This is a genomic window from Ramlibacter sp. AN1015, assembly GCF_037726105.1.
Lineage (GTDB): Bacteria > Pseudomonadota > Gammaproteobacteria > Burkholderiales > Burkholderiaceae_C > Ramlibacter.
The window spans coordinates 202,894-225,012 of sequence record NZ_JBBJUM010000004.1 but is presented as its reverse complement, the minus strand read 5'-3'; the positions used below and the strand labels follow the sequence as shown (position 1 = coordinate 225,012).

Sequence of the window (22,119 nt, the reverse complement as noted above, 5' to 3'; positions counted from 1 at the left end):
CGCTCCGCGACCACTGTCTGGGGCGATCGAACCGTGATCGGCGGCACACTGCGGGCCGCATCGGAGGCAGCCTCGGGCGACCAGAACCTTCGGCGAACTGCAAAGACGCGGACGTTGATGGGGCCAGCCGTGACAGGCCACGACGCGCTGACCACGCCAGGCGCGAGGCGTCGTCCGCCGCAATTGCGACCTGCCTCGTCGCGCCGGCCCCGTGGCGCGAGCTGCTACCCGCCCTGCTGCCTCACCTCGCGCAGCACATACCCGATCCGCGGGAAGTGCACGTGCAGCAGCCCCGCGCGTTCGTCGCTGCGCCGCAGGGTGTAGTGGGTTCGCGTGGCCGAGACCAGTTCGCCCTCGGTAGGCTCGGCGCCGAACGACTCGGACGTGATGCTCACGCGGCTGCCGAGCCGGATGCCGTGGTCGTCCTGGAAGGCGCTGTGCACCAGCAGGTTTTCCTCGGCGATGGCCGGTTCGCTGCGGGCGGCCACCGCAATGGCCGCGTCGCCGGCGAGCGGCTCGAGGCGGCCGTGCCCGATCTCGGCCATGCGGTCCATCCATTCGAGCACCGCCGGTGTCGCGGCGAAGATGTCGGCCAGCACGGTCACCTGCACGCGAATGAACCACAGCGAGTGGTAGGTGGCGAAGTCGGCCACGCAGGGCTCGGCGCCGAACAGGAACTCGTGCTCCTCGACCATGCTCGAGATGCGCCGCAGGTACGAGCGCAGCGCAGAAGTGGCGTCGGCGGGCCGCAGCTGCGTCATGTTCACGCGCATGGCCTTGCGGTCGGCGGCGAAGGCCTGCCCGATCTCCGGCTGGCCCGTGAACAGGTGCGCCGCGCCCTTGGGCTGCAGCGCGTACGTCATCGCGGTCCAGAACAGGGTCGTGTCCGCCCACTGCGCGAACACGCGCGAGCAGCCGCGCAGATGAGGCGGATACAGCGGTGGTTCCGGCTGGGCGTGTTCCAGCACGTCGCAGATGAGGCTGCTGTCGCAATAGATGTCGGCTCCGACCTGCAGGAAGGGTGTCCTGCGGTAGCCGCCGGTGAGCGCCACCACGTCGGGCTTGGGCATCACGGACGGCACGATCACCGACTTCCAGGCCAGCTTCTTGCGGCCCATGACCAGGCGGATCTTCTCGGAGAAGGGCGAGGTGCCGTAGTGGTGCAGGATCAGGTCGGGTGTGTGCATCGAGAAGTGGTTCCTGTGTGCGGCCTCAGCGCGGCATGGCGCGGGCCAGGATGGCGTCGAATGCGACGGTGTCCGCCAGCGTGCCGAAAACCTGGCCCCAGTCGCCGGCCACGCGCGAGCCGCAGAACGCAGCGGCGACCTCGGGTGGGGCGCAGCGCCAGAGCAGGGTGGCCTGCAGGGCCAGCGCGATATCCTGCGCCAGCCGGCGCGCGCCCGATTCGCTGGAAGCTTCGTCCACGCGCGCGGGCAGCTGGTCCATCAGCCGGTCCAGGGCGGCATCGGCGCCGCGGGCGGATGCGAGTTCGCGCGCCAGCGCCTGCGCGCTGTCGGCCTTGCGCAGCGCCCGCAGGAGATCGAGCGCCATGATGTTGCCCGCGCCCTCCCAGATGGAGTTGACCGGCATCTCGCGGTAGATGCGCGCCATGACACCGTGGCCGCCCTCCTCCACGTAGCCGTTGCCGCCCAGGCACTCCATGGCTTCCTGGGCGAAGGCGCTGCCGCGCTTGCAGATCCAGTACTTGGCCACCGGCGTGAGCAGGCGCGCCATGGCCGCTTCGTGGGCATCGTCGGGCCGGTCGAACGCATGCGCCAGGCGCAGTGACAGCGCGCATGCCGCTTCGGCTTCGAGCGCCAGGTCGGCCAGCACGTTGCGCATCAGCGGCTGATCGATCAGCGGCTTGCCGAACGCCTGCCGCTGGCGGCAGTGGTCCAGCGCCAGCGACAGGGCCTGCCGCATGAGGCCACCGGTGCCGAGGGCGCAATCGAGCCGCGTGAGCGACCCCATCTGCAGGATCTGCGGAATGCCGCGGCCTTCCTCCCCCACCAGCCAGGCGGTGGCGCCGTCGAACTCCACCTCGGCGCTGGCATTGGCGCGGTTGCCCAGCTTGTCCTTCAGGCGCTGCACCCGCACCGCGTTGCGGCTGCCGTCGGGCAGCACCCGTGGCAGGAAGAGACACGACAGCCCCGAGGCGGTCTGCGCCAGGACCAGGTGGGCGTCGGACTGCGGCGCCGAGAAGAACCACTTGTGGCCGGTGACGCGCATGCGCGTACCCCAGTCGTCCTGGCCGTCGGGCTCTGCGCGCGTCGTGTTGGCGCGCACGTCCGAGCCGCCCTGCTTCTCCGTCATGCCCATGCCCATGGTCAGGCCGGGCTTGTCGCGCCAGGTGCGGGCCGAGGCGTCGTACGCCCGGCTGGTGAGACCGGGGCCCCAGGCCGCGAGCAGCGCCGGGTTGCCGCGCAGCGCGGGGGTGGCGGCATAGGTCATGGAGACCGGGCACAGCACGGCGGGCTCGAGCTCGGTGAACAGCATGAAGCCGGCCGCGCGCCGCAGGTGGGCGTGGGCTGCGGGATGGCCGCCGATCCGGTCGCCGTCGGATCGCTGTGCCGTTGCGTCCTCGGACCACGGCGTGCCGTGCAGCCCGGCCTGCACGGCCGCCGCCATCAGCACGTGGTAGCTCGGATGGAACTCGACCTCATCGACGCGCCGGCCGTGGCGGTCGTGCGTGCGCAGCTGCGGACCGTAGGCGTTGGCGAGCCGGGCGTGCTCCTGCATCTGCGCCGAGCCGAGCTCGCGGCCGAGCAGCTCGAGGCCGGTGGTGTCCAGCGCCGGCGCCAGCAGGCGCAGCGCGTCGCGCATGCCCCGGTTGCCCGAGAACAGGTCCCAGTCGCGCAGGGTCTCGGGCTGGTTGAACACGTCGTGCGTCATGTCCGTGCCCGCGCCGCGGTCCTTACGAAATCCGAACCAGCTGCTTGCCGAAATTGCGCCCGCGCAGCATGCCCAGGAAGGCCTCGGGTGCGGCCTCCAGGCCCTCGGCGACGGACTCGCGCGGACGGAAGCGCCCGCTGCCCACGAGTTCGCCGAGCTCGGCCAGCGCCTGCGGCCACACCTCCATGTGCTCGCTCACGATGAAGCCTTCCACCCGCATGCGGTTGGTGAGGATCAGCTGCGGATAGGTGAGCGGGATGGGCTGGCCGTCGTAGCCCGCGATCATTCCGCACACCGCCACGCGGGCAAAGGCGTTCGCGCGCAGCAGGACCGCATCCAGCACCATGCCGCCGACGTTCTCGAAGTGGCCGTCGATGCCATCGGGACACGCCTGCTTCAGGGCGCGCGACAGGGACCCCGCGTCGCCGTGCTCGCGGTAGTCGATGCAGGCGTCGAAGCCCAGTTCCTCGACCACGTAGCGGCACTTCTGCGCCCCGCCGGCAATGCCCACCGCGCGGCAGCCGCGCGCCTTCGCCAGCACGCCCACCGCGCTGCCCACCGCGCCGCTGGCGGCGCTGACGGTGACGGTGCGCCCGGCCTGCGGCTCGATGATGCGGTTCAGGCCATACCAAGCGGTGACGCCGGGCATGCCGACGGCGCCCAGGTAGTGCGACAGCGGCACGCGGGAGTCGTCCACCTTGCGCAGCGCGCCCGGCTGCCCGGCATCGACCACGCTGAATTCCTGCCAGCCGCCCATGCCGACGACCTGGTCGCCGGCGGTGAACTTCGGGCTGCGGCTCTCGACCACTTCACCGACCGTGCCACCGATCATCACCTCGCCCAGCGGCTGCGGCTGCGCGTAGCTCTTTCCCTCGTTCATGCGGCCGCGCATGTACGGGTCGAGGCTCAGGAAGCGGTGGCGCACCAGCACCTGTCCCTCGGACAGAGCCGGGGTTTCGCTGGTGACGAGCCGGAAGTTGCCGGCTTCGGCTTCGCCGGTGGGGCGCTTGTCCAGCACGATCTGTCGGTTTGTGGGCATCGCAGGGTTCCTCTGGCGGGTAGGGTGATTCGGATCAGTCGGTGGGTAGTACGCCGGCCGCGCCGCCCTGGCCGTCGGCCGCGGGCTGCCGCCTGACGTACCGGAAGGTGCCGGTGGCGTGGGCGCACATGCGCTCGGACGCATCGAGCACCGTCGCTTCCACGAAGGCCATGCTGGCGGTGCGGTGCAGCAGCTTGCCGTGGCAGACCAGCACGCCGGTGGACGGACGCATGAAAGTGGTCTTCATCTCGATGGTGACGATGCCCATCTCGGGCTGCACGCTGCGCGCCGCGGTGGCCATGCCCACGTCCAGCAGCGTCATCACGGCGCCGCCGTGCACCACCTCGAAGGAGTTCATGTGCTCGGGCCGCGTGTCGAAGTCGATACGCGAGTGCCCGCCCTCGAAGACCTTCAGCCGGAAGCCGAGGTGATCGACGAAGGGAATCGGGACCCCGAAGGGAATGTCCTGCATTCAACCGCCCGTCACGACACTGACGCCACCGTCCACCGCCAGCCACTGCCCGGTGATGTGCTTGCCCGCGTCCGATGCGAACAGCAGCGTGGTGCCCTTGAGGTCCTCGTCGTCGCCGAGACGCCCCAGCGGCGCGTGGGCCGCGAGCTGGTCCTCGCCCATGCGCTCCAGCGTGCCGCGCGTCATCTTGCTCGGGAAGAACCCGGGGCAGATCGCATTGACATTGATGTGGTAGCGGCCCCACTCGCAGGCGAGCGCGCGGGTGAAGTTCACCACGGCGCCCTTGGAGGTGTTGTAGGCCACGGTCTGCATCTCGGGCGGATTGCCGCCCAGCCCCGCGATGGAGGCGATGTTGATGATGCGGCCCTGCTTGCGGGCGATCATGCTGCGCTTGGCGACGTGCTGGCTCAGGATGAAATAGCCCCGGATGTTGAGGTCCATGACCTTGTCCCAGGCTTCCACCGGGTGGTCCTCGGCCGGCGCGCCCCAGGCGGCGCCGGCGTTGTTCACCAGGATGTCGATCTCGCCCATGCGCTCGAGCGTTTCGTCTGCCAGCTTGCGGATGTCCTGCTCGCGCGCGCAGTCGGCCGCGATCCAGCGCGCATCGATGCCGGCCGCCTGCAGTTCGGCGACCGCCTGCTCCAGGTCGGCTGCCTTGCGCGAGCTCAGCATGATCCGGGCTCCCGCCTCGCCGAGCGCGTGCGCCATCTGCAGCCCGAGCCCGCGCGAGCCGCCTGTGACCAGCGCGTTGCGCCCCTTCAGGCTGAATAGTTCATGGATGGTGCGGCTCATGGTGCTCCTTTGGAGGGTTGTTGTACATCATCGATCGGCCCTGCCGTCGGGGGCGCAGGCATCGGCTCGGCCATGCGCGCGCGCAGCCAGATCAGGGCGATGCCACCGGCCACCGCCACCGCGCCGGCGGCGATGAGCGCAAGGCCCAGCACGGACGCATCGTCGCGCGCCACCAGGCCGAGAACGGCGGCGAAGAGGCCGCCGTAGATCAGCACCCAGGCCAGGGCCTCGACCCGCGCGATCGTGCGGCGCGTCGCCATGGCTCAGAACGCCTCTTCCGGCATGTCGGCGCAGGTGCGGTCCCGCTGGGCCACGGGCCGCAGCCAGGCCGCGATGCGCGGCAGCTCGTAATGGAAGAAGTAGCGCGCGGCGCGGCGGCGCCCCTCCGACGCGGCGTCGGCGGCGTCGCCGACCGACAGCATCAGGTCGAGCCAGGTCCAGCCCAGCACGAGATGGCCGAAGGCCTGCATGTAGGGGACGGCATTGGCCAGGGCGTCGGTGGGCTCGCCGGTCGCCCACGCGGCCTTGGTGGCGGCGCCCACCTGCTGCAGCGCGTCGGCCAGCGCATTGGCGTGTTCGGCCAGCGGGGCGCGGTGCAGGGCCTGCTCGATGGTGTGGTTCATGCGCCCGGCCAGCAGCGACAGGCCGCGCCCGCCCTCCATGCGCACCTTGCGCCCCAGCAGGTCGGTGGCCTGGATGCCGTGGGTGCCCTCGTGGATCATGTTCAGGCGGTTGTCGCGCCAGTACTGTTCCACCGGAAAGTCGCGCGTGTAGCCGTAGCCGCCGTGCACCTGGATGGCGAGGGAGTTGGCTTCCAGGCAGAACTCGCTCGGCCAGCTCTTGGCCACGGGCGTGAGCACCTCCAGCAGGAGGCGGGCGTCGTCGGCCGCTTCGGGCGTGCCGGTGTGCTGCTCATCGACCAGTCGCGCGCAGTACAGCATCAGGGCCAGCGCGCCTTCGCAGATCGACTTTTGCGCCAGCAGCATGCGCTTGACGTCGGCGTGCTCGACGATCCGCACCTGCGGCTGCGCCGGGTCCTTGCCGCCCGCGCCCATCGGCCGGCCTTGCGGACGGTTGCGCGCGTACTCCAGCGAGGCCTCGTAGCCGGCCAGGCCCAGCGCGGTGGCGGCCATGCCGATGCCGATGCGGGCCTCGTTCATCATGTGGAACATGCAGCGCAGGCCCTCGCCCGGCGCGCCCACCCGATAGCCGATCGCACCGCCCCGCCCGCCCGGCGTGAAGCGGCCTTCGCCGAAGTTGAGCAGGGTGTTGGTGGTGCCGCGCCAGCCGAGCTTGTGGTTCAGGCCGGCGAGTGTCACGTCGTTGCGCTCGCCCGTGAGCTGGCCGTCGGTGCCGACCAGCCACTTGGGGACGATGAACAGCGAGATGCCGCGCGTGCCCGGCACCAGCGTGCCGTCGGGCCCCGGAATCTTGGCCAGCACGAGATGGACGATGTTCTCGGTGAGCTCGTGCTCGCCGGCCGAGATCCACATCTTGTTGCCGCGCAGGCGGTAGCGCGGGCCGAGCGGATCGGTCTCGTAGTCGTCGCCGTCGGGCGTCGCGCGGGTCGCGACGTCCGAGAGCGAGGACCCGGCCTGCGGCTCGGACAGGCACATGGTTCCGGAGAAGCGGCCGTTGAACTCGTTGTGCGCGAACACCTGCTGCTGCAGGGGCGTGCCGTGCGCCATCAGCAGATTCGCGTTGCCCACCGTGAGCAGGCCGCCGCCGATGCTGACCGAGGCCTTGCCGAAAAACGCGCCCGCCGCGGCCTCCACCGTGTAGGGCAGCTGCATGCCGCCGATGTCGTAGTCCTGCGCGGCGCTGAGCATGCCCGATGCGGCGTAGGCGTCCCATGCCGCCTTGGTCGCGGCTGGCAGGACCACCTTCTCGCCGTCGAAGCGCGGCTCGTCGGTATCGACCAGGCGGTTGAACGGCGCGTACTTCTCGCGCGCGATGCGCTCGCAGGTGTCGAGCACGGCGTCGAAGGTCTCGCGCGAATGCTCGGCGAAGCGCGGCCGCGCCGACAGCTCGCCGATGCGAAGCCAATCGTGCAGGAGGAAGTCGAGGGTGGATCGCAGGGTCATCGGAAAAAACGGGCGAGGCGGTGGCGCTTGCGCGCGGCGGCGCAGCGCCCCCGCGGCAGCCTCAGAGGATCTCGAACACGCCGGCCGCGCCCATGCCGCCGCCGATGCACATGGTGACCACCACGCGCTTGGCGCCGCGGCGCTTGCCTTCGATCAGGGCGTGGCCGGTCAGGCGCTGGCCCGAGACGCCGTAGGGGTGGCCCAGGGCGATGGCTCCGCCGTTCACGTTGAGGCGGTCGTTCGGGATGCCCAGCTTGTCGCGGCAGTACATGACCTGCACGGCAAAGGCTTCGTTGAGCTCCCACAGGTCGATGTCCTGCACCGTGAGACCCAGGCGCTTGAGCACCTTTGGCACGGCAAACACGGGGCCGATGCCCATTTCGTCGGGCTCGCAGCCCGCGACCGCGAAGCCGAGGAAGCGGCCCATGGGCTTGAGGTTGTGGCGGCTCGCGTACTCCTCGCTCACCACCACGCAGGCACCCGCGCCGTCGGAGAACTGGCTGGCGTTGCCCGCGGTGATGACACCGCCGGGCAGCGCCGGGCGGATGCCCGAGATGCTCTCGGCGGTCGTGCCCTCGCGCAGGCCTTCATCGACGCTGAGGGTGACCTGCTTGGCACGCAGGCCCATCACCGGGTCGGCGACACCGGCCATCACGGTGATGGGCGCGATCTCGTCCTGGAACCTGCCCGCGGCGTTGGCGGCGCAGGCCTTCTGCTGGCTGGCCGCGCCGTATTCGTCCATGCGCTCGCGGCTGATCTCGTAGCGCTTGGCCACCTGCTCGGCGGTCTGCAGCATGCTCCAGTAGATCGCCGGCTGCTTCTTCTCCAGGTCGAGGTCGCGCAGCATGTGGGTATTCATCTCCTGCTGCACGCAGGAGATGCTCTCCACGCCGCCGGCGACGTACACGTCGCCTTCGCCCGCGATGATGCGCTGCGAAGCCATGGCGATGGTCTGCAGGCCCGAGGAGCAGAAGCGGTTGACGGTAGCGCCCGACACGGTGACGGGCAGGTCGGCCATCAGCGCGATCTGGCGAGCGATGTTGGCGCCGGTGGCGCCCTCGGGGTTGGCGCAGCCCATGAGGACGTCTTCCACCTCGCCGCCTTCGACGCCGGCGCGCTGCAGCGCGTGCTTGACCGCGTGGCCGCCGAGCGTGGCGCCGTGGGTCATGTTCAGGGCGCCTTTCCAGCTCTTGGCGAGCGGCGTGCGGGCGGTGGAGACGATGACGGCTCGGGTCATGTTGGCTTCCTTGGAATCAGTTGAACGTCTTGCCTTCGGCGACCAGGCGCTGGATCAGCGGTGCCGGCTCCCAGAATTTCGCGTCGTCGCGCGGATTGCGCTGGAAGCGCTTCATGGCCTGCATCACGTTGAACAGGCCCACGGTGTCGGCGTACTTCATGGGGCCGCCCCGATGGATGGGAAAACCATAGCCGGTGAGGTAGACCATGTCGATGTCGCTGGCGCGCGCGGCGATGCCTTCTTCCAGGATGTGCGCGCCCTCGTTGACCAGCGAGAACACCAGCCGCTGCACGATCTCTTCGTCGGAGATCTTGCGCGCGGTGATGCCCAGCTCCTTGCGGTGCGCCTCGATCATTTCGTTGACCACGGGCGAGGGAATGGCGTCGCGCTTGCCGGCCTGGTAGTCGTACCAGCCGGCGCCGGTCTTCTGGCCGAAGCGGCCCATCTCGCACAGCTTGTCCGCGCTGCGGCTGTACAGCATGTCGGGGCGCTCCTGCGCGCGCCGCTTGCGGATCGCCCAGCCGATGTCGTTGCCGGCCAGATCGCCCATGCGGAACGGCCCCATCGCAAAGCCGAACTTCTCGATGGCCTTGTCCACCTGCTGGGGGGTGCAGCCCTCGTCCAGCAGGAAACCGGCCTGGCGGCTGTACTGCTCGATCATGCGGTTGCCGATGAAACCGTCGCACACGCCCGAGACCACCGCCGTCTTCCTGATGGTCTTGGCGAGCTTCATCACCGTGGCCAGCACGTCCTTGCCGGTCTTGTCGCCACGCACCACCTCCAGCAGCTTCATCACGTTGGCGGGGCTGAAGAAGTGCAGGCCCACCACGTCCTGCGGCCGCTTGGTGAAGGCGGCGATCCTGTTCACGTCGAGCGTGGAGGTGTTGCTCGCGAGGATGGCGCCGGGCTTCATGGTCGTGTCGAGCTGCTCGAACACCTTCTGCTTGACGCCCATGTCCTCGAACACCGCCTCGATCACCAGGTCGGCGCCGGCGATGTCCGCATAGTCGAGCGTGGTGGTCAGCAGACCCATGCGCTGCTCGTACTTGTCCTGCTTGAGCTTGCCCTTCTTGACCTGCGCTTCGTAGTTCTTGCGGATGGTCGCGACGCCGCGATCCAGCGCCTCCTGCTTCATCTCCAGCATCTTCACCGGGATGCCGGCGTTGAGGAAGTTCATGGAAATGCCGCCGCCCATGGTGCCTGCTCCGATCACGGCGACCGACTGGATCGCGCGCTGCGGCGTGTCCTCGGGCACGTCGGGGATCTTCGATGCGGCGCGCTCGGCCATGAAGATGTGGCGCAGCGCGCGGCACTCGGGCGTGAGCATCAGGTTCAGGAAGATCTCGCGCTCGAGCTGCATGCCCTCGTCGAACTTCTTCTTGGTGGCCAGCTCCACCGCGTCCACGCACTTGAGCGGCGCGGGGAAGTTCTTGGCCATGCCCTTGACCATGTTGCGCGCAAACTGGAAGTAGGCGTCGCCCTGCGGATGCTTGCACGGCAGGTTGCGCACCAGCGGCAGCGGCCGCGCGCCGGCGACCGAGCGGGCCAGCGCCAGCGCGTCGTCCATCAGCGACTCGGCCGAGCCGGCGAGCTTGTCGAACAGCTTCTGGCCGGGCAGCTGGGCCAGCTGCTCGCTCTTGACGGCTTCGCCGCTGACGATCATGTTCAGCGCCGTCTCGACCCCCAGCACGCGCGGCAGCCGCTGGGTGCCGCCGGCGCCCGGGATGAGGCCGATCTTCACTTCCGGCAACGCCACGCTGGTGCCCGGCGCGGCGATGCGGTAGTGGGCCCCCAGCGCCAGTTCCAGCCCGCCGCCCATGGCGACCGAGTGCAGCGCCGCCACCACCGGCTTGGCCGAGTTCTCCACCGCCGTGATCAGCGACAGCAGGTTGGGCTCGGCAATCGCCTTGGGCGAATCGAACTCGCGGATGTCGGCGCCGCCCGAAAACGCCCGGCCGGCGCCGGTGATGACGATGGCCTTGACGGCGTCGTCGGCATTCGCCTGTTCGAGCCCCGCGGCAATGCCTTGCCGGGTCGCGAGCCCGAGCCCGTTGACGGGCGGGTTGTTCATCGTGATCACGGCGACGTCGCCGTGCACCTTGTATTCAGCCGTCATGCTGGGTTCCTCAGGTATGAAAAGAACGGTCGTTCTAATCGATTCTAGAAAGGGATCGGCCGCGGGAAGCGCCGCCTTGTCCCTGGGGGGACAAACCAGGAGGCCGGGGCGCGGCGCGCAGGCGGGCTGCCCGCGGCGCCGGCGCCCGCCAGACATGCATTGAACACCGGATTGCGCCAGAGCGGATGCCGTGGCGCCCCTGGCCGGATGTGCGCACTCCTGCGTCAGCAAGGGCCGGAACAAGCTCATCTGTTCGGTTACTACCTGCTCGTACGTCCCCCGGCAGTTCCCTTTCTGTCCACGACTCCTTCCTTGCTGGAGCGCCCGATGCAACTCGACACCGTCATGCACAACCTGTGGGCGCAGCTGCGCCTGGAGCCCGCCTCTCCCGACGCGCGTGGGCGCTACGCGCTCCTGCTCGACGGAGTCCACGTGAACTTCTGTCCCGTCGAGGGCGCCGAGGCGATGCTCGTGCGCTCGCGCCTGGGCACCATCGATCCGCTCGACTCCGAGCTGCTGCGCGAACTGATGGCCGACAACGTGCTGCTGCCGCTCGGACGCGGCGTCCTGAGCCTCGACGAGAACGAAGCGGCCTTCCTGTCGGCCCGCTTCGAACTCGCCGACCTCGCCGTGCCCGAGCTGCTGCGGTCCCTCGCCGGGTTCCTGCAGCGTGCCAAGGGATGGCAGCAGCACCTGGCGAGCCGCGAGAGCGCCGGCTTGGCGCTCGCCGGAGCCGCAGCATGAACGCCCAGGCCATCTGCGCCCTGCTCGAGGCGACCTTCAACCTGCCGCGCGACAGCATGGCGCCCGACACGCGCCTGGCCTTGCAGCTCGGAACCGGCATGCACCTCGACCTGGAGGTCTGCGATGCCGAAGGCGAACTGCGCCTGGGCGCACGCATCGGCTCCCCGCCCCGCGACACGCGCGACGCACTTCTCGTCGGCGGCCTGCTGGCCAACACGGTGCTGGCCGAGTACGCCGACCACCACCTCGCCTTCCACCCCGAGCTCGACACGCTGTTGCTGTGCCAGACCCTGCCGACCGAGCCGCTCACGCGTGACCTGCTGCTGCTGCGCCTGCGCGAGTTCGTGACACGGGCAAATGCCTATCAGCGCAGGTTCATCGACGAGCAGGCGGTCTGCGCCTGAGCTTCTGCCGATCACCATCAACCTTTTCGAGAGGAAGCATCATGCTCGGCCCTACTTCTCACGTCGCCTACTCCGGCACGAGCGGCCCAACGCAAGCGTCCGCCGAAGATCGCGAGACCTTTAACTCCGGAACCATGGTCGCCGAGCCTTTGACAGACGCCAGCGGCTCTGGGGAAGAGGGCACACCCAACCCCATCGAGCATGGGTCGGCGGCGCAGGCAAAACCCGACGCAGGCCCTTCGCTGGGTGGTGCCAAGCCTGCCTCCAGCAAGCTGATGACGGCCGGCAACGCCATCGCGGTCCTCGCCGTCGGGATCAGCTTCGGCTTCCTGCTCGGAGGTGCCGTCGGCGCCGCCGCTGGCGGCGCATGGGCCATATGGCATGTGATGGAAGGCCGGCAGGACGCTGCGTCGAATGGGAGTGCAGGCGGTGCGTTCGACGAGATCAGGCGGAGCTTGCAGGGGCGCCAGAACGTCAATGGAGAAGCGCTCGCTGAGGCTGAGGCTGAGGCTGCGCCGGTACCGATGCCGGGCATCGGGCCGCAAGCTGATGCGGGGGAAAACCCGGGTAGAGCGAAACCGCGCTCGCACAGCGCGGTGGCGACCGCCGTACGTCTCCCCGAACCTCCAGGCGCAACGGCGAGCAGGTACAACGGTACCGACGACGAAGACTGGGAAGAGGAAGACGAGACGTTCGAGACTGGTGGCGCGGAGGGCGTTCCTAATGCAGCGAAAAACGACGAGGCGCCTCCAGTCGATGTCGGCGCAGGTTATGTCGTCGAGCCCCTGCACGTGGGCTCGAACTACACGTCGCGCGCCCAGCCGGCAATGGCCAACCACGGGAAGCCTGAACCTCAACAGGAGTGAACCCACTACCGTACACACCGGCATACCAGATGCCGCCGGCGGGAACGCGTCCCACCAGGTCCCGCTCGGCGCCCCGCCCTCACACCTCCAGCCACTCCTTGCGCGTATACGCATCCGCGCGCAGGCTCTCCGGCGTGCCTTGAAAGACGATGCTGCCGTGCCCCATGACCAGCGCGCGGTCCGAGATCTGCATCGCGATGGTGAGCTTCTGCTCGATCAGCAGCACCGAGATGCCCCGCTTCTTGAGCTCCTGCAGGTACTCGGCCACGAGCTCGACGATCTTGGGTGCCAGCCCCTCGGTGGGCTCGTCGATGATGATCAGGTCGGGGTCGCCCATGAGCGTGCGGCACAGGGTCAGCATCTGCTGCTCACCGCCCGAGAGCACGCCCGCCTCGGTGTGCTGGCGCTCCTTCAGGCGCGGGAACAGGCGGTACATGTCCTCGAATGACCAGCGCCCGCTCGCCTTCACGCTCTTTTGCCCCAGCATCAGGTTCTGGTGCACCGTGAGCTTGGGGAAGATGTCGCGGTTCTCGGGCACGTAGCCGATGCCGAGGTGGGCGATCTCGTAGGGCTTGCGGCCGATGAGGGCCGTGCCTCTCCAGTCGATGGTGCCGGTCGCGTCCACCATGCCCATGATGGCCTTGGCCGTGGTGGAGCGGCCCGAGCCGTTGCGCCCCAGCAGCGCCACGATCTCGCCGGGCTGCACCTGAAAGCGCACGCCGTGCAGCACGTGGCTCTTGCCGTAGAAGGCGTGGAGGTTTTCGATGCGCAGCATGGAACTAGTGCCCTCCCGCGGACTGCGCGTCCGCCACGTGGGAGCCGAGGTAGGCCTCCTGCACGCGCTGGTTGGCGCGCACGCGCTCGGGCGTGTCGAAGGCGATCACCTCGCCATACACCACCACCGCGATCTTGTCGGCCAGGCCGAACACCACGCCCATGTCGTGTTCGACGGTCAGCAGCGTCTTGCCCACGGTGACTTCCTTGATGAGGTCTATGAAGCGCGTGGTTTCGCTGCGGCTCATGCCCGCCGTTGGTTCGTCGAGCAGGACCACCTGGGCGCCGCCGCCGATGGTGATGCCGATCTCCAGGGCGCGCTGCTCGGCATAGGTGAGGTTCATGGCCAGCACGTCGCGCTTGCGCTCGAGGCGGATCATTTCCATCAGCCGTTCGGCGCGCTCGTTGGCGTCCTCCAGATCGGCCAGGAACTTCAGGAAGGTGTAGCGGTAGCCCAGGCTCCAGAGCACCCCGCAGCGCAGGTTCTCGAAGACGCTCAGCTTGGGAAAGATGTTGGTGATCTGGAAGCTGCGCGACAAGCCCATGCGGTTGATCTCGTAGGGCCGCTTGCCGTCGATGCGCTGGCCATTGAGCAGCACCTCGCCGCTGGTGGGAGCGAAGCGGCCGCTGATCAGGTTGAACAGCGTCGATTTGCCGGCGCCGTTGGGGCCGATCACGGCCACGCGCTCGCCGGTGTTCACGGCGAGGTTGGCCCCGCGGATGATCTCGGTGCGGCCGAAACTCTTGCGCAGATCCTTCAGTTCGAGCGCGTAGGTCATGTCGCCAGCGTCTCCCGCCGCTTGATCTCTTTTTCGATGAATTCCTGGATGTCGTTCCACTGCCGCCGGTATTCGCGGCGCGTGAGCTCGAACAGCCCGAGCCCCGTGGCCATGAGCAGCCCGGCGCCGAACCAGCTCTCGACGCTGCGCGCGTTCAGCGGCACGCCGAGGAAGGTGAGCTCGGGGCCCAGGGCCGCATTGAGCTGCAGGTGGTAGACCATCTCGATCATGGCCGCCGCGCCCGCCAGCACCACCAGCCCGGTGACCGCCAGCCCCAGGTAGCTGACCCAGAGCTCGCGCAGCCGCCCGAAAGCCGCGACCCGCAAATTCATCATGATCAGGCTGGCGATGCCGCCGGGGGCGTACATCACCATGAACAGGAACAGCAGGCCGAGGTACAGCAGCCAGGCCTTGGTGAACTCCGACAGCAGCACGAAGGCCAGCACCATCAGCACGCCGCCGATGATCGGGCCGAAGAAGAAGGTCGCGCCGCCCAGGAACGTGAACAGCAGGTACGCGCCCGAGCGGGCCGCGCCCACCACTTCGGCCGTGACGATCTCGAAGTTGAGCGCGGCCAGGCCGCCGGAGATGCCGGCGAAGAAGGCCGAGGCGATGAACGCGAGATAGCGCACCACCTGCGTGTCGTAGCCGACGAACTCGACCCGCTCGGGGTTGTCGCGCACGGCGTTGAGCATGCGTCCGAGCGGCGTGCGGGTGAAGGCGAACATCAGCGCCGTGCACACGAAGGTGTAGACCGCGATCAGGTAGTACAGCTGGATCTGCGGGCCGTAGGTGATGCCCAGCGGCTTCGAGCCGGTCACCCGGTTGCCCGAGACCCCGCCTTCGCCGCCGAAGAACTCGGGAAACATGAGCGCCGACGCCCAGACCAGCTCGCCCACCCCCAGCGTGATCATGGCGAAGGGCGTGCCGGACTTCTTGGTGGTCACCCAGCCGAACACCACGGCGAACAACGCCCCTGCCAGACCGCCCACGATGGGAACCAGGCTGACGGGCAGCGGCAAGGCGCCGTCGCTCACCAGGTTGAGCGTGTGGATGGCGAGGAAAGCGCCCATGCCCGAATACACCGCATGGCCGAAGCTGAGCATGCCCCCCTGCCCCAGCAGCATGTTGTAGGACAGGCAGACGATGATCGCGATGCCCATCTGACTGAGCATGGTCTGCGACAGCGAGCTGGTGAAGACCATCGGCGCCACGAGCAGCACCAGCGCGAACAGACCCCATACCACCCAGCGGCCGACGTTGTACGGCTTGAACTCCCAGTAGGCGCGGCGTCGCCCTGCGGCACGGGACGCAGCAGCCGTGTTGGCCGGCGAGGTGGCGGCGCCGGTAACGGCGTCAGGCCGCAGCTGCTGCGGGGAGGAGACGGATGGATTCAGCATGGTCGATCAGCCCTCCCGGGTTCCCATGAGGCCACGCGGGCGGAAGATGAGCACGAGCACGAGCAGCAGATAGGGCAGCACCGGCGCGACCTGGCTCACCTTGAGTTTCCACAGGGCATAGCCGAAGGTCTGCGGACCGATCTCCCAGCCCACCTCGCGCAAGGTATTGACCAGCGAGGCGTCGATACCGACCGCGAAGGTCTGCAGCACGCCGATCAGCAGCGATGCGACGAAGGCACCGGCGAGCGAGCCCATGCCGCCGACCACCACCACCACGAAGATGACGGAGCCGACGGTGGCTGCCATGCCGGGCTCGGTGACGAATGCATTGCCGCCGATGACGCCCGCCAGGCCCGCCAGGGCCGCGCCTCCGCCGAATACCAGCATGAACACCCGCGGAACGTTGTGGCCGAGCGCCTCCACCGTCTCCGGGTGCGTGAGCGCGGCCTGGATCACCAGGCCGATGCGGGTGCGGGTGAGCAGCAGCCAGATGGCCACCAGCATCAGAACGGCCACCAGCATCATGAAGCCGCGGTACATCGGGAACTGGGTGCCGTAGAGCGTGAAGAGCGGACCGCTGAGCGCGTCGGGCACGCGATAGTCCACCGAGCTGGTGCCCCATATCAGCTGCACCATCTCCAGGATGATGAAGGACAGGCCGAAGGTGATGAGCAGCTCCGGCACGTGTCCGAACTTGTGCACCCGGCGCAGGCAGTATTTTTCGAACAGCGCGCCCAGAGCGGCCACCAGCACGGGTGCCACGAAGAGCGCCGGCCAGTAGCCCACGAGCTGCGTGGTGCTGTAGGCGAAGTAGGCTCCGAGCATGTAGAAGCTGGCGTGCGCGAAGTTCAGCACGCCCATCATGCTGAAGATCAGCGTCAGCCCCGAGCTGAGCATGAACAGCAGCAGCCCGTAGCTGATGCCGTTCAGAAGCGAGATCGCAAAGAATTCCATGGCGCCTGGGTGAGGAAGGAGGTGGCACCGCAGCCGGCCTCCCGATGCGGCGAACGACGCGCGGGCGCGTCGTTCACCGTGTGGTGCTTCCCGGCCGTCAATGCCGCGCGAGCCGGTGCGGGGCATACGCCCCGGCGGCAGCGGGACGAGGCCGAGCCGCCCCCTTTAGCTGGGCCGCTTCATCTGGCAGCTGGTCGGCGTGCTGGACACGTACGGGTCCATCTGCTTGACCGGAACGAAGGTGAAGCCCGTGTTCTCGATGTTGGCTTCACCCGGCTTGGCTTTCTGCCACTTGGTGATGAACATCGGCTGCTGCAGCTGGTGGTCGGAGGCGCGCATGGTCACGTCGCCGGCAAAGCTCTTGACCTGCAGGCCCTCCAGGGCCTTGGCCACTTTCACGGGATCGGTGGAGCCGGCCTTGGCCATGGCGGCACCCAGCAGGTTGATGCCGTTGTAGGTGGCGTAGGTGTAGTAGTCGTCGTTGAACTTCTTCTTGAACTCCTCGCCCATCTTGCCGAGCTCGCCCTTGTGATTGGCGTGGCCGTACGAGACCACGTACACCTGGCTCTCGCCGCCGGCAGCCAGCGCGGTGGGCGTGCCGGTGACGCCGGCGTAATAGGTGTACATCGGGATCTTGAGCCCGGCGTCGTTCAGCGCCTTCACCAGCAGGGTGAGGTCCTGCCCCCAGCTACCCGTGACGATGGTGTCTGCGTTGGCCTGCTTGATCTTGGCCACGTAAGGAGCGAAGTCCTTGACCTGGCCGAGCGGGTGCAGTTCTTCGCCGACGACCTTGACGTCGGGGCGCTTGCGCTTGATGGCGTCCTTGAAGTAGCTGTTGACCTGCTGGCCGTGCGAGTAGTTCTGGTTGATCAGGTAGACGTTCTTGACGCTGGGCTGGTCCTTCATGAACGAGGTCAGCGCCTCCATCTTCATGGAGGTGTCTGCGTCGAGGCGGAAGTGCCAGTAGTCGCACTTGTCGTTGGTGAGCGCGGGATCGACGGCCGCGTAGTTCAGGTAGATGAGTTCCTTGCCGGGATTGCGCGCGTTGTGCTTGGACACCGCGTCGAGGATGGCCGCCGCGGCGCCGGAGCCGTTGCCCTGGGTGACGTAGCGGAAACCCTGGTCGATGGCCGCCTTGAGCGTGTTCAGGCTCTCCTGCGGGGAGCCCTTGTTGTCGAAGCCCACCACCTCGAACTTGACGCCGGCAGGCGTCTTTCCCGAGAGCTGCTCGGCGGCGAACTGCCAGCTTTTCAGCTGGTTCTGGCCGACGTTGGCGAACGGCCCGGAGAGGGGGTCCATGAAGGCGATGCGGACGGTCTGGTCACGCAGCGCCCCGGTGGAGCCGGCGGGCGCGGCCTGCTGGGCGAAGGACACCGAAGCGAAGGCCACGAGGCCGGCGACGGTCACCTGTTTCATCGAGAATTTCATGCGCTGTCTCCTGGTTGCTGTTCGAGTGCAGCGCAGGGTACGGGATTTGATTCAAACGGGTCCTCAGGGAATGCCCGTAAGCTCGAGCAACGGTATCGCGCAGGCGACAAAGCGGCGCCAGGCGTGTGCCGGCGAGCGCCGCTCTGGAGCGCTAGCGCCGGCCTGCTCACGCCGTGGGAAGCCGGTAGTCCTTGAGGGTTTCGCGCAGCCGGGTCTTGAGCATCTTGCCGGTCGCTCCCAGCGGGATCGCATCGACGAAGACCACGTCGTCGGGCACCTGCCATTTGGCCGTCTTGCCTTCATAGAAGGAGAGCAGCTCCTCGCGCGACACCTCCGCGCCCTGCCGCTTGACCACCACCAGCAGCGGCCGCTCGTCCCACTTGGGGTGCGGCATGCCGACGCAGGCGGCCATCTGCACGGCCGGGTGCGCCATGGCGATGTTCTCTATGTCGATGGAACTGATCCACTCGCCGCCCGACTTGATCACGTCCTTGCTGCGATCGGTGATCTGCATGTAGCCGTCAGGGTCGATGGTGGCCACGTCGCCGGTCGGGAACCAGTCGCCGCCCACGAGCGGCGAGCCGTCCTCGCCCTTGTAGTAGTCGCGCACGATCCAGGGGCCCTTGACCTGCAGGTCTCCGTAGGTGCGGCCGTCCCAGGGCAGCTCCTGACCCTGGTCGCCGACGATGCGCAGATCGACGCCATAGATGGCCCGGCCCTGCTTGAGGCGGATCTTCATCTGCTCTCCGGCGGGCAAGGCCAGGTGCTTGTTCTTGAGCGTGCAGAGCGTTCCCAGGGGACTCATCTCGGTCATGCCCCAGGCGTGCAGCACCTCCACGCCGTACTTCTCCCGGAAGGCTTCGATCATCGCGGGCGGACAGGCCGATCCGCCGATCACCGTGCGCTTGAGGCTCGAGAAGCGCAGGTTGGACGCGCCCATGTGCCCCAGCAGCATCTGCCAGACCGTCGGCACGCCGGCCGCGTAGGTGACCTGCTCGGCCTCGATCAGCTCGTAGACGGACTTTCCGTCGAGCGCCGCGCCCGGAAACACCAGCTTGCAGCCCGTGAGCGCTGCCGAATACGGAATGCCCCAGGCGTTGACGTGGAACATGGGGACGACCGGCAGCACCGAATCGCGCGCCGACAACCCCATCACGTCGGGCAGCGCAGCGGCGTAGGCGTGCAGGATGGTGGAGCGGTGGCTGTAGAGGGCCGCCTTGGGGTGGCCGGTGGTGCCGCTCGTGTAGCACATGCTCGACGCCGAGTTCTCGTCGAAGCTGGGCCACTCGTACCGCGCCGGCTGCTCGCCGATCCACTGCTCATAGGCGACCAGGCCCGGCACGCCGCTGTCCTGGGGCAGCCGGTCGGCGTCGCAGAGCATCACCCAGCGCCGCACCGTCGGGCAGCGCGCATGCACCGCCTGCACGATGGGCAGGAACGTGGCGTCGAAGCACAGCACCCGGTCTTCGGCATGGTTGACGATCCAGGCTATCTGCTCGGGGTGCAGCCGCGGATTGATGGTGTGCAGCACCCGCCCCGAGCCGGACACGCCGAAGTACAGCTCGAGGTGGCGATAGCCGTTCCAGGCCAGCGTGGCGACCCGGTCAGAGAAGGCCAGCTGCATGCCGTCCAGCGCCTGTGCCACCTGCTTGGCGCGGCCCGCGACCTCGGCCCAGGTGGTGCGGTGGATGTCACCCTCGACGCGCCGCGAGACGATCTGGCCGTCGCCGTGGTGGCGCTCGGCGAACGTGATCAGCGACGAGATCAGAAGCGGTTGCTCTTGCATCAATCCCAGCACGGTCATCTCCTGTTTTGTTGTGCCTGCACGAGCGCGGGAGTATGGCCGCGCCATGCCCAGCTGCCCAGCCCGGAAATCCCGCATGGCTGCTTCGGCCCGAGCCAGCGGCGACAATCGCAGCCAGTATCCTCGCCAGACAGGCAAGGCCGCCACGCGGGTTCCCCGCCCCCGGCGCCCGCCTCTTTCACAAGCTGTTGCGCATGTCCTATCCCATCCAGAAAACCGAAGCCGAATGGAAGGCCCTCCTGGCCGAAAAGGGCGCCGAGCCGCGCGCCTTCGAAGTCACCCGCCACGCCGCGACAGAGCGGCCGTACACCGGCAAGTACGAGCAGGTCTGGGCCGACGGCTCCTACCACTGCGTGTGCTGCGGGAATCTTCTCTTCAGCTCCACCACCAAGTTCGACGCCGGCTGCGGCTGGCCGAGCTTCTCGCAGGCGGTGCCGGGCGCCATCGAGGAGATCACCGACCGCAGCCACGGCATGGTGCGCACCGAAACCGTGTGTGCACAATGCGGCGCGCACCTCGGCCACGTCTTTCCCGACGGGCCCGCTCCCACTGGCCTGCGCTACTGCATGAACTCGGCCTCGCTCGATTTCGCATCCGGCGACGACGCGCGCGACGGCGCCGCTCCGGTCAACGACAACGACAAGAACGCATGAAGCTGCTGCTCGACTTCTTTCCCGTCATCCTGTTCTTCGTCGCCTTCAAGGTGGCGGGGATCTACTGGGCCACGGGGGTCGCGATCGTGGCGACGGTGCTCCAGATCGGCTGGCTGCGCCTGCGCACGGGGCGCACAGAGCCCATGCAGTGGCTCAGCCTGGGCGTCATCGTCCTGTTCGGCGGCGCTACGCTGCTCGCGCACAACGACACCTTCATCAAGTGGAAACCCACGGTCTTGTACTGGCTCATGGGCGGTGCCCTGCTGGTGGGCCAGCTGGTGTTCCGCCGCAACTTCCTCAAGTCGCTGATGGGCGCGCAGATGACGCTGCCGGACGCAGCCTGGCGAATGATGAACTGGACCTGGACCGGCTTTTTCGCGGTCATGGGCGTGTTGAACCTGTGGGTTGCGTACGCCTTCGACACCGACACCTGGGTCAATTTCAAGCTGTTCGGTGGCATCGGCCTCATGCTGCTGTTCGTGCTGGGCCAGGCGCTGTACCTGAGCCGCTACCTCAAGGCCGAAGACAGTCCGGGCAAGCCGTGACGCAGTCCCCGACGCAGGCCCCGGCCACGCCCCTGAGCCATCCGCGCAAGCCGACGGCCGAGGCCCTGCACGCGCGGCTGCAGGAAGTCTTCTCGCCGACCAAGCTGGAAGTGATCGACGAGAGCCATGCGCACGCCGGGCACGTCGGCGCGGACGCAAGCGGCTTCGGCACCCATTTCCGCGTGCGCATCGAGGCCGAGGCCTTCGCCGGCCGCGGCCGGGTGGCGCAGCACCGCCTTGTGTATGATGCCCTGCGCGATTTTCTCGCCGGTGGTGTACATGCGCTGGCGCTGGAAACCAGCTCCCCTATCCCATCGGTTCCCCCCAGGAATTCCCCATGAAGAAGCACCTCCTCGCGGCGCTTGCCGCCGTCACCGTGTGCGCGGCCCTGCCCGCGGCTGCGCAGAACATCGCGATCGTCAACGGCAAGCCGGTGCCCAAGGCACGCGCCGACGCCCTCGCCGAGCAGGTAGCACGCAGCGGCCGCCCGGTCACCCCCGAGCTCAGCAGCCAGATTCGCGACGAGGTGATCGCCCGCGAGATCTTCATGCAGGAAGCCCAGAAACGCGGCCTCGACGCGAGCCCCGAGTTCAAGTCCCAGATGGAGATGGCGCGCGAGACCCTGCTCATTCGCCAGCTGCTTGCAGACGTGCAGAAAACCAACCCGGTCACCGACGAGGAAGTCAAGGCCGAGTACGACAAGTTCGTCGCGGCAAACAGTGGCAAGGAGTACCGCGCGCGGCACATCCTGGTTCCCACCGAAGCCGAAGCCAAGGCGATCATCGCCAACCTGAAGAAGAAGGGCGTCAAGTTCGAGGAGCTCGCCAAGAAGCAGTCCAAGGACCCCGGTTCGGGCGCCCAGGGCGGCGACCTCGACTGGGCCACGGCCAACAGCTACGTGCCCGAGTTCGCCGAGGCGCTCACCAAGCTCAAGAAGGGCGAGCTTACCGAAGCTCCCGTCAAGACCCAGTTCGGCTGGCACGTGATCCGCCTGGACGACGTGCGCGAGGCCGAGCTGCCGAAGCTCGAAGAGGTCAAGCCGCAGATCGCCCAGCAGCTGCAGCAGCAGAAGCTGATGAAGTTCCAGGAAGAGTTGCGCGCCAAGGCCAAGGTCGAGTAAGGGCTGCGGGGCCCGT

22 protein-coding genes are annotated in these 22,119 nt (G+C 68.1%); 7 read left to right on the top strand and 15 right to left on the bottom strand.

Annotated features, from left to right (window positions below):
• Positions 1-224: 224 nt before the first annotated feature.
• The 9 genes from WG922_RS08640 to WG922_RS08600 form a co-directional block, all read right to left on the bottom strand.
• Positions 225-1,187 carry a glutathione S-transferase family protein gene (locus tag WG922_RS08640; protein WP_340282091.1) on the bottom strand — a complete coding sequence of 321 codons (963 nt, stop codon included), beginning with the start codon at positions 1,185-1,187 and terminating at the stop codon, positions 225-227.
• 25 nt (positions 1,188-1,212) lie between these two features.
• Positions 1,213-2,892 (bottom strand): isovaleryl-CoA dehydrogenase, encoded by a 1,680-nt coding sequence (locus WG922_RS08635; protein WP_340282090.1) that lies wholly within the window; start codon positions 2,890-2,892, stop codon positions 1,213-1,215.
• Positions 2,893-2,914: 22 nt separating this feature from the next.
• Positions 2,915-3,931 (bottom strand): NADP-dependent oxidoreductase, encoded by a 1,017-nt coding sequence (locus WG922_RS08630; protein ID WP_340282089.1) that lies wholly within the window; start codon positions 3,929-3,931, stop codon positions 2,915-2,917.
• Positions 3,932-3,965: 34 nt separating this feature from the next.
• Complete coding sequence (locus WG922_RS08625) at positions 3,966-4,403, bottom strand: PaaI family thioesterase (protein ID WP_340282087.1); 438 nt, start codon at positions 4,401-4,403, stop codon at positions 3,966-3,968.
• Complete coding sequence (locus tag WG922_RS08620) at positions 4,404-5,195, bottom strand: SDR family oxidoreductase (protein ID WP_340282085.1); 792 nt, start codon at positions 5,193-5,195, stop codon at positions 4,404-4,406.
• Positions 5,192-5,455 (bottom strand): hypothetical protein, encoded by a 264-nt coding sequence (locus WG922_RS08615; protein WP_340282083.1) that lies wholly within the window; start codon positions 5,453-5,455, stop codon positions 5,192-5,194. Before WG922_RS08615 ends, WG922_RS08620 begins: the two co-directional genes overlap by 4 nt.
• A gap of 3 nt (positions 5,456-5,458) precedes the next feature.
• Positions 5,459-7,279, bottom strand: coding sequence for an acyl-CoA dehydrogenase (locus WG922_RS08610; protein ID WP_340282082.1), 1,821 nt, complete (start codon positions 7,277-7,279; stop codon positions 5,459-5,461).
• A gap of 61 nt (positions 7,280-7,340) precedes the next feature.
• Entirely contained in the window at positions 7,341-8,516 is a 1,176-nt protein-coding gene (locus WG922_RS08605; RefSeq protein WP_340282081.1) for an acetyl-CoA C-acyltransferase, read from the bottom strand.
• Positions 8,517-8,532: 16 nt separating this feature from the next.
• Positions 8,533-10,632 (bottom strand): 3-hydroxyacyl-CoA dehydrogenase NAD-binding domain-containing protein, encoded by a 2,100-nt coding sequence (locus WG922_RS08600; protein ID WP_340282080.1) that lies wholly within the window; start codon positions 10,630-10,632, stop codon positions 8,533-8,535.
• 327 nt (positions 10,633-10,959) lie between these two features.
• On the opposite strand from WG922_RS08600, the gene WG922_RS08595 reads away from it, so the two are divergent.
• The 3 genes from WG922_RS08595 to WG922_RS08585 are packed head-to-tail and all read left to right on the top strand — an operon-like array spanning position 10,960 to position 12,646.
• On the top strand, positions 10,960-11,376 hold the full coding sequence (locus tag WG922_RS08595) for a CesT family type III secretion system chaperone (protein WP_340282079.1): 417 nt from the start codon (positions 10,960-10,962) through the stop codon (positions 11,374-11,376).
• Entirely contained in the window at positions 11,373-11,780 is a 408-nt protein-coding gene (locus WG922_RS08590) for a type III secretion system chaperone (RefSeq protein WP_340282078.1), read from the top strand. The genes WG922_RS08595 and WG922_RS08590 overlap by 4 nt, the downstream gene beginning before the upstream one ends.
• A gap of 41 nt (positions 11,781-11,821) precedes the next feature.
• The gene (locus tag WG922_RS08585) at positions 11,822-12,646 is read left to right on the top strand and encodes a hypothetical protein (RefSeq protein WP_340282077.1); all 825 of its coding nucleotides are present in this window, start codon (positions 11,822-11,824) and stop codon (positions 12,644-12,646) included.
• Positions 12,647-12,725: 79 nt separating this feature from the next.
• Here the strand turns inward: WG922_RS08585 and WG922_RS08580 are convergent, their stop codons facing one another.
• The 6 genes from WG922_RS08580 to WG922_RS08555 all read right to left on the bottom strand — a co-directional run bounded on the left by WG922_RS08580 (position 12,726) and on the right by WG922_RS08555 (position 19,779).
• Positions 12,726-13,421, bottom strand: a complete 696-nt coding sequence (locus WG922_RS08580) for an ABC transporter ATP-binding protein (protein WP_340282076.1) — start codon at positions 13,419-13,421, stop codon at positions 12,726-12,728.
• A 4-nt stretch (positions 13,422-13,425) separates the two neighbouring features.
• A complete protein-coding gene (locus WG922_RS08575; protein ID WP_340282075.1) occupies positions 13,426-14,199 on the bottom strand; it encodes an ABC transporter ATP-binding protein in 774 nt (257 codons plus the stop codon).
• Positions 14,196-15,599 carry a branched-chain amino acid ABC transporter permease gene (locus WG922_RS08570; RefSeq protein WP_340282074.1) on the bottom strand — a complete coding sequence of 468 codons (1,404 nt, stop codon included), beginning with the start codon at positions 15,597-15,599 and terminating at the stop codon, positions 14,196-14,198. The genes WG922_RS08575 and WG922_RS08570 overlap by 4 nt, the downstream gene beginning before the upstream one ends.
• 6 nt (positions 15,600-15,605) lie before the next feature.
• Positions 15,606-16,553 carry a branched-chain amino acid ABC transporter permease gene (locus tag WG922_RS08565; protein ID WP_340282073.1) on the bottom strand — a complete coding sequence of 316 codons (948 nt, stop codon included), beginning with the start codon at positions 16,551-16,553 and terminating at the stop codon, positions 15,606-15,608.
• Positions 16,554-16,718: 165 nt separating this feature from the next.
• A complete protein-coding gene (locus WG922_RS08560; protein WP_340282072.1) occupies positions 16,719-17,981 on the bottom strand; it encodes a branched-chain amino acid ABC transporter substrate-binding protein in 1,263 nt (420 codons plus the stop codon).
• 166 nt (positions 17,982-18,147) lie between these two features.
• Complete coding sequence (locus WG922_RS08555; RefSeq protein ID WP_340282071.1) at positions 18,148-19,779, bottom strand: 3-(methylthio)propionyl-CoA ligase; 1,632 nt, start codon at positions 19,777-19,779, stop codon at positions 18,148-18,150.
• Between the two features lie 200 nt (positions 19,780-19,979).
• On the opposite strand from WG922_RS08555, the gene msrB reads away from it, so the two are divergent.
• Genes msrB through WG922_RS08535 form a run of 4 tightly spaced genes read left to right on the top strand, consistent with a single transcriptional unit; the run spans position 19,980 to position 22,103 of the window.
• Positions 19,980-20,438 carry a peptide-methionine (R)-S-oxide reductase MsrB gene (msrB, locus tag WG922_RS08550; protein ID WP_340282070.1) on the top strand — a complete coding sequence of 153 codons (459 nt, stop codon included), beginning with the start codon at positions 19,980-19,982 and terminating at the stop codon, positions 20,436-20,438.
• The gene (locus WG922_RS08545) at positions 20,435-20,983 is read left to right on the top strand and encodes a septation protein A (protein WP_340282069.1); all 549 of its coding nucleotides are present in this window, start codon (positions 20,435-20,437) and stop codon (positions 20,981-20,983) included. Before msrB ends, WG922_RS08545 begins: the two co-directional genes overlap by 4 nt.
• Positions 20,980-21,324 (top strand): BolA family protein, encoded by a 345-nt coding sequence (locus WG922_RS08540; protein WP_340282068.1) that lies wholly within the window; start codon positions 20,980-20,982, stop codon positions 21,322-21,324. The genes WG922_RS08545 and WG922_RS08540 overlap by 4 nt, the downstream gene beginning before the upstream one ends.
• Positions 21,321-22,103: a peptidylprolyl isomerase gene (locus WG922_RS08535; RefSeq protein WP_340282067.1), complete on the top strand. Its 783-nt coding sequence runs from the start codon at positions 21,321-21,323 to the stop codon at positions 22,101-22,103. The genes WG922_RS08540 and WG922_RS08535 overlap by 4 nt, the downstream gene beginning before the upstream one ends.
• Positions 22,104-22,119: the final 16 nt, after the last annotated feature.

Bases quoted from the DNA above. Each gene is read 5' to 3' on its own strand.
- WG922_RS08630 (WP_340282089.1), bottom strand. From the start codon at position 3,931: ATGCCCACAAACCGACAGATCGTGCTGGACAAGCGCCCCACCGGCGAA.
- WG922_RS08625 (WP_340282087.1), bottom strand. From the start codon at position 4,403: ATGCAGGACATTCCCTTCGGGGTCCCGATTCCCTTCGTCGATCACCTC.
- WG922_RS08545 (WP_340282069.1), top strand. From the start codon at position 20,435: ATGAAGCTGCTGCTCGACTTCTTTCCCGTCATCCTGTTCTTCGTCGCC.
- WG922_RS08600 (WP_340282080.1), bottom strand. From the start codon at position 10,632: ATGACGGCTGAATACAAGGTGCACGGCGACGTCGCCGTGATCACGATG.
- WG922_RS08640 (WP_340282091.1), bottom strand. From the start codon at position 1,187: ATGCACACACCCGACCTGATCCTGCACCACTACGGCACCTCGCCCTTC.
- WG922_RS08570 (WP_340282074.1), bottom strand. From the start codon at position 15,599: ATGCTGAATCCATCCGTCTCCTCCCCGCAGCAGCTGCGGCCTGACGCC.
- WG922_RS08610 (WP_340282082.1), bottom strand. From the start codon at position 7,279: ATGACCCTGCGATCCACCCTCGACTTCCTCCTGCACGATTGGCTTCGC.
- WG922_RS08590 (WP_340282078.1), top strand. From the start codon at position 11,373: ATGAACGCCCAGGCCATCTGCGCCCTGCTCGAGGCGACCTTCAACCTG.
- WG922_RS08565 (WP_340282073.1), bottom strand. From the start codon at position 16,553: ATGGAATTCTTTGCGATCTCGCTTCTGAACGGCATCAGCTACGGGCTG.
- WG922_RS08580 (WP_340282076.1), bottom strand. From the start codon at position 13,421: ATGCTGCGCATCGAAAACCTCCACGCCTTCTACGGCAAGAGCCACGTG.
- WG922_RS08575 (WP_340282075.1), bottom strand. From the start codon at position 14,199: ATGACCTACGCGCTCGAACTGAAGGATCTGCGCAAGAGTTTCGGCCGC.
- WG922_RS08635 (WP_340282090.1), bottom strand. From the start codon at position 2,892: ATGACGCACGACGTGTTCAACCAGCCCGAGACCCTGCGCGACTGGGAC.
- WG922_RS08615 (WP_340282083.1), bottom strand. From the start codon at position 5,455: ATGGCGACGCGCCGCACGATCGCGCGGGTCGAGGCCCTGGCCTGGGTG.
- WG922_RS08560 (WP_340282072.1), bottom strand. From the start codon at position 17,981: ATGAAATTCTCGATGAAACAGGTGACCGTCGCCGGCCTCGTGGCCTTC.
- msrB (WP_340282070.1), top strand. From the start codon at position 19,980: ATGTCCTATCCCATCCAGAAAACCGAAGCCGAATGGAAGGCCCTCCTG.
- WG922_RS08585 (WP_340282077.1), top strand. From the start codon at position 11,822: ATGCTCGGCCCTACTTCTCACGTCGCCTACTCCGGCACGAGCGGCCCA.
- WG922_RS08595 (WP_340282079.1), top strand. From the start codon at position 10,960: ATGCAACTCGACACCGTCATGCACAACCTGTGGGCGCAGCTGCGCCTG.
- WG922_RS08535 (WP_340282067.1), top strand. From the start codon at position 21,321: ATGAAGAAGCACCTCCTCGCGGCGCTTGCCGCCGTCACCGTGTGCGCG.
- WG922_RS08620 (WP_340282085.1), bottom strand. From the start codon at position 5,195: ATGAGCCGCACCATCCATGAACTATTCAGCCTGAAGGGGCGCAACGCG.
- WG922_RS08605 (WP_340282081.1), bottom strand. From the start codon at position 8,516: ATGACCCGAGCCGTCATCGTCTCCACCGCCCGCACGCCGCTCGCCAAG.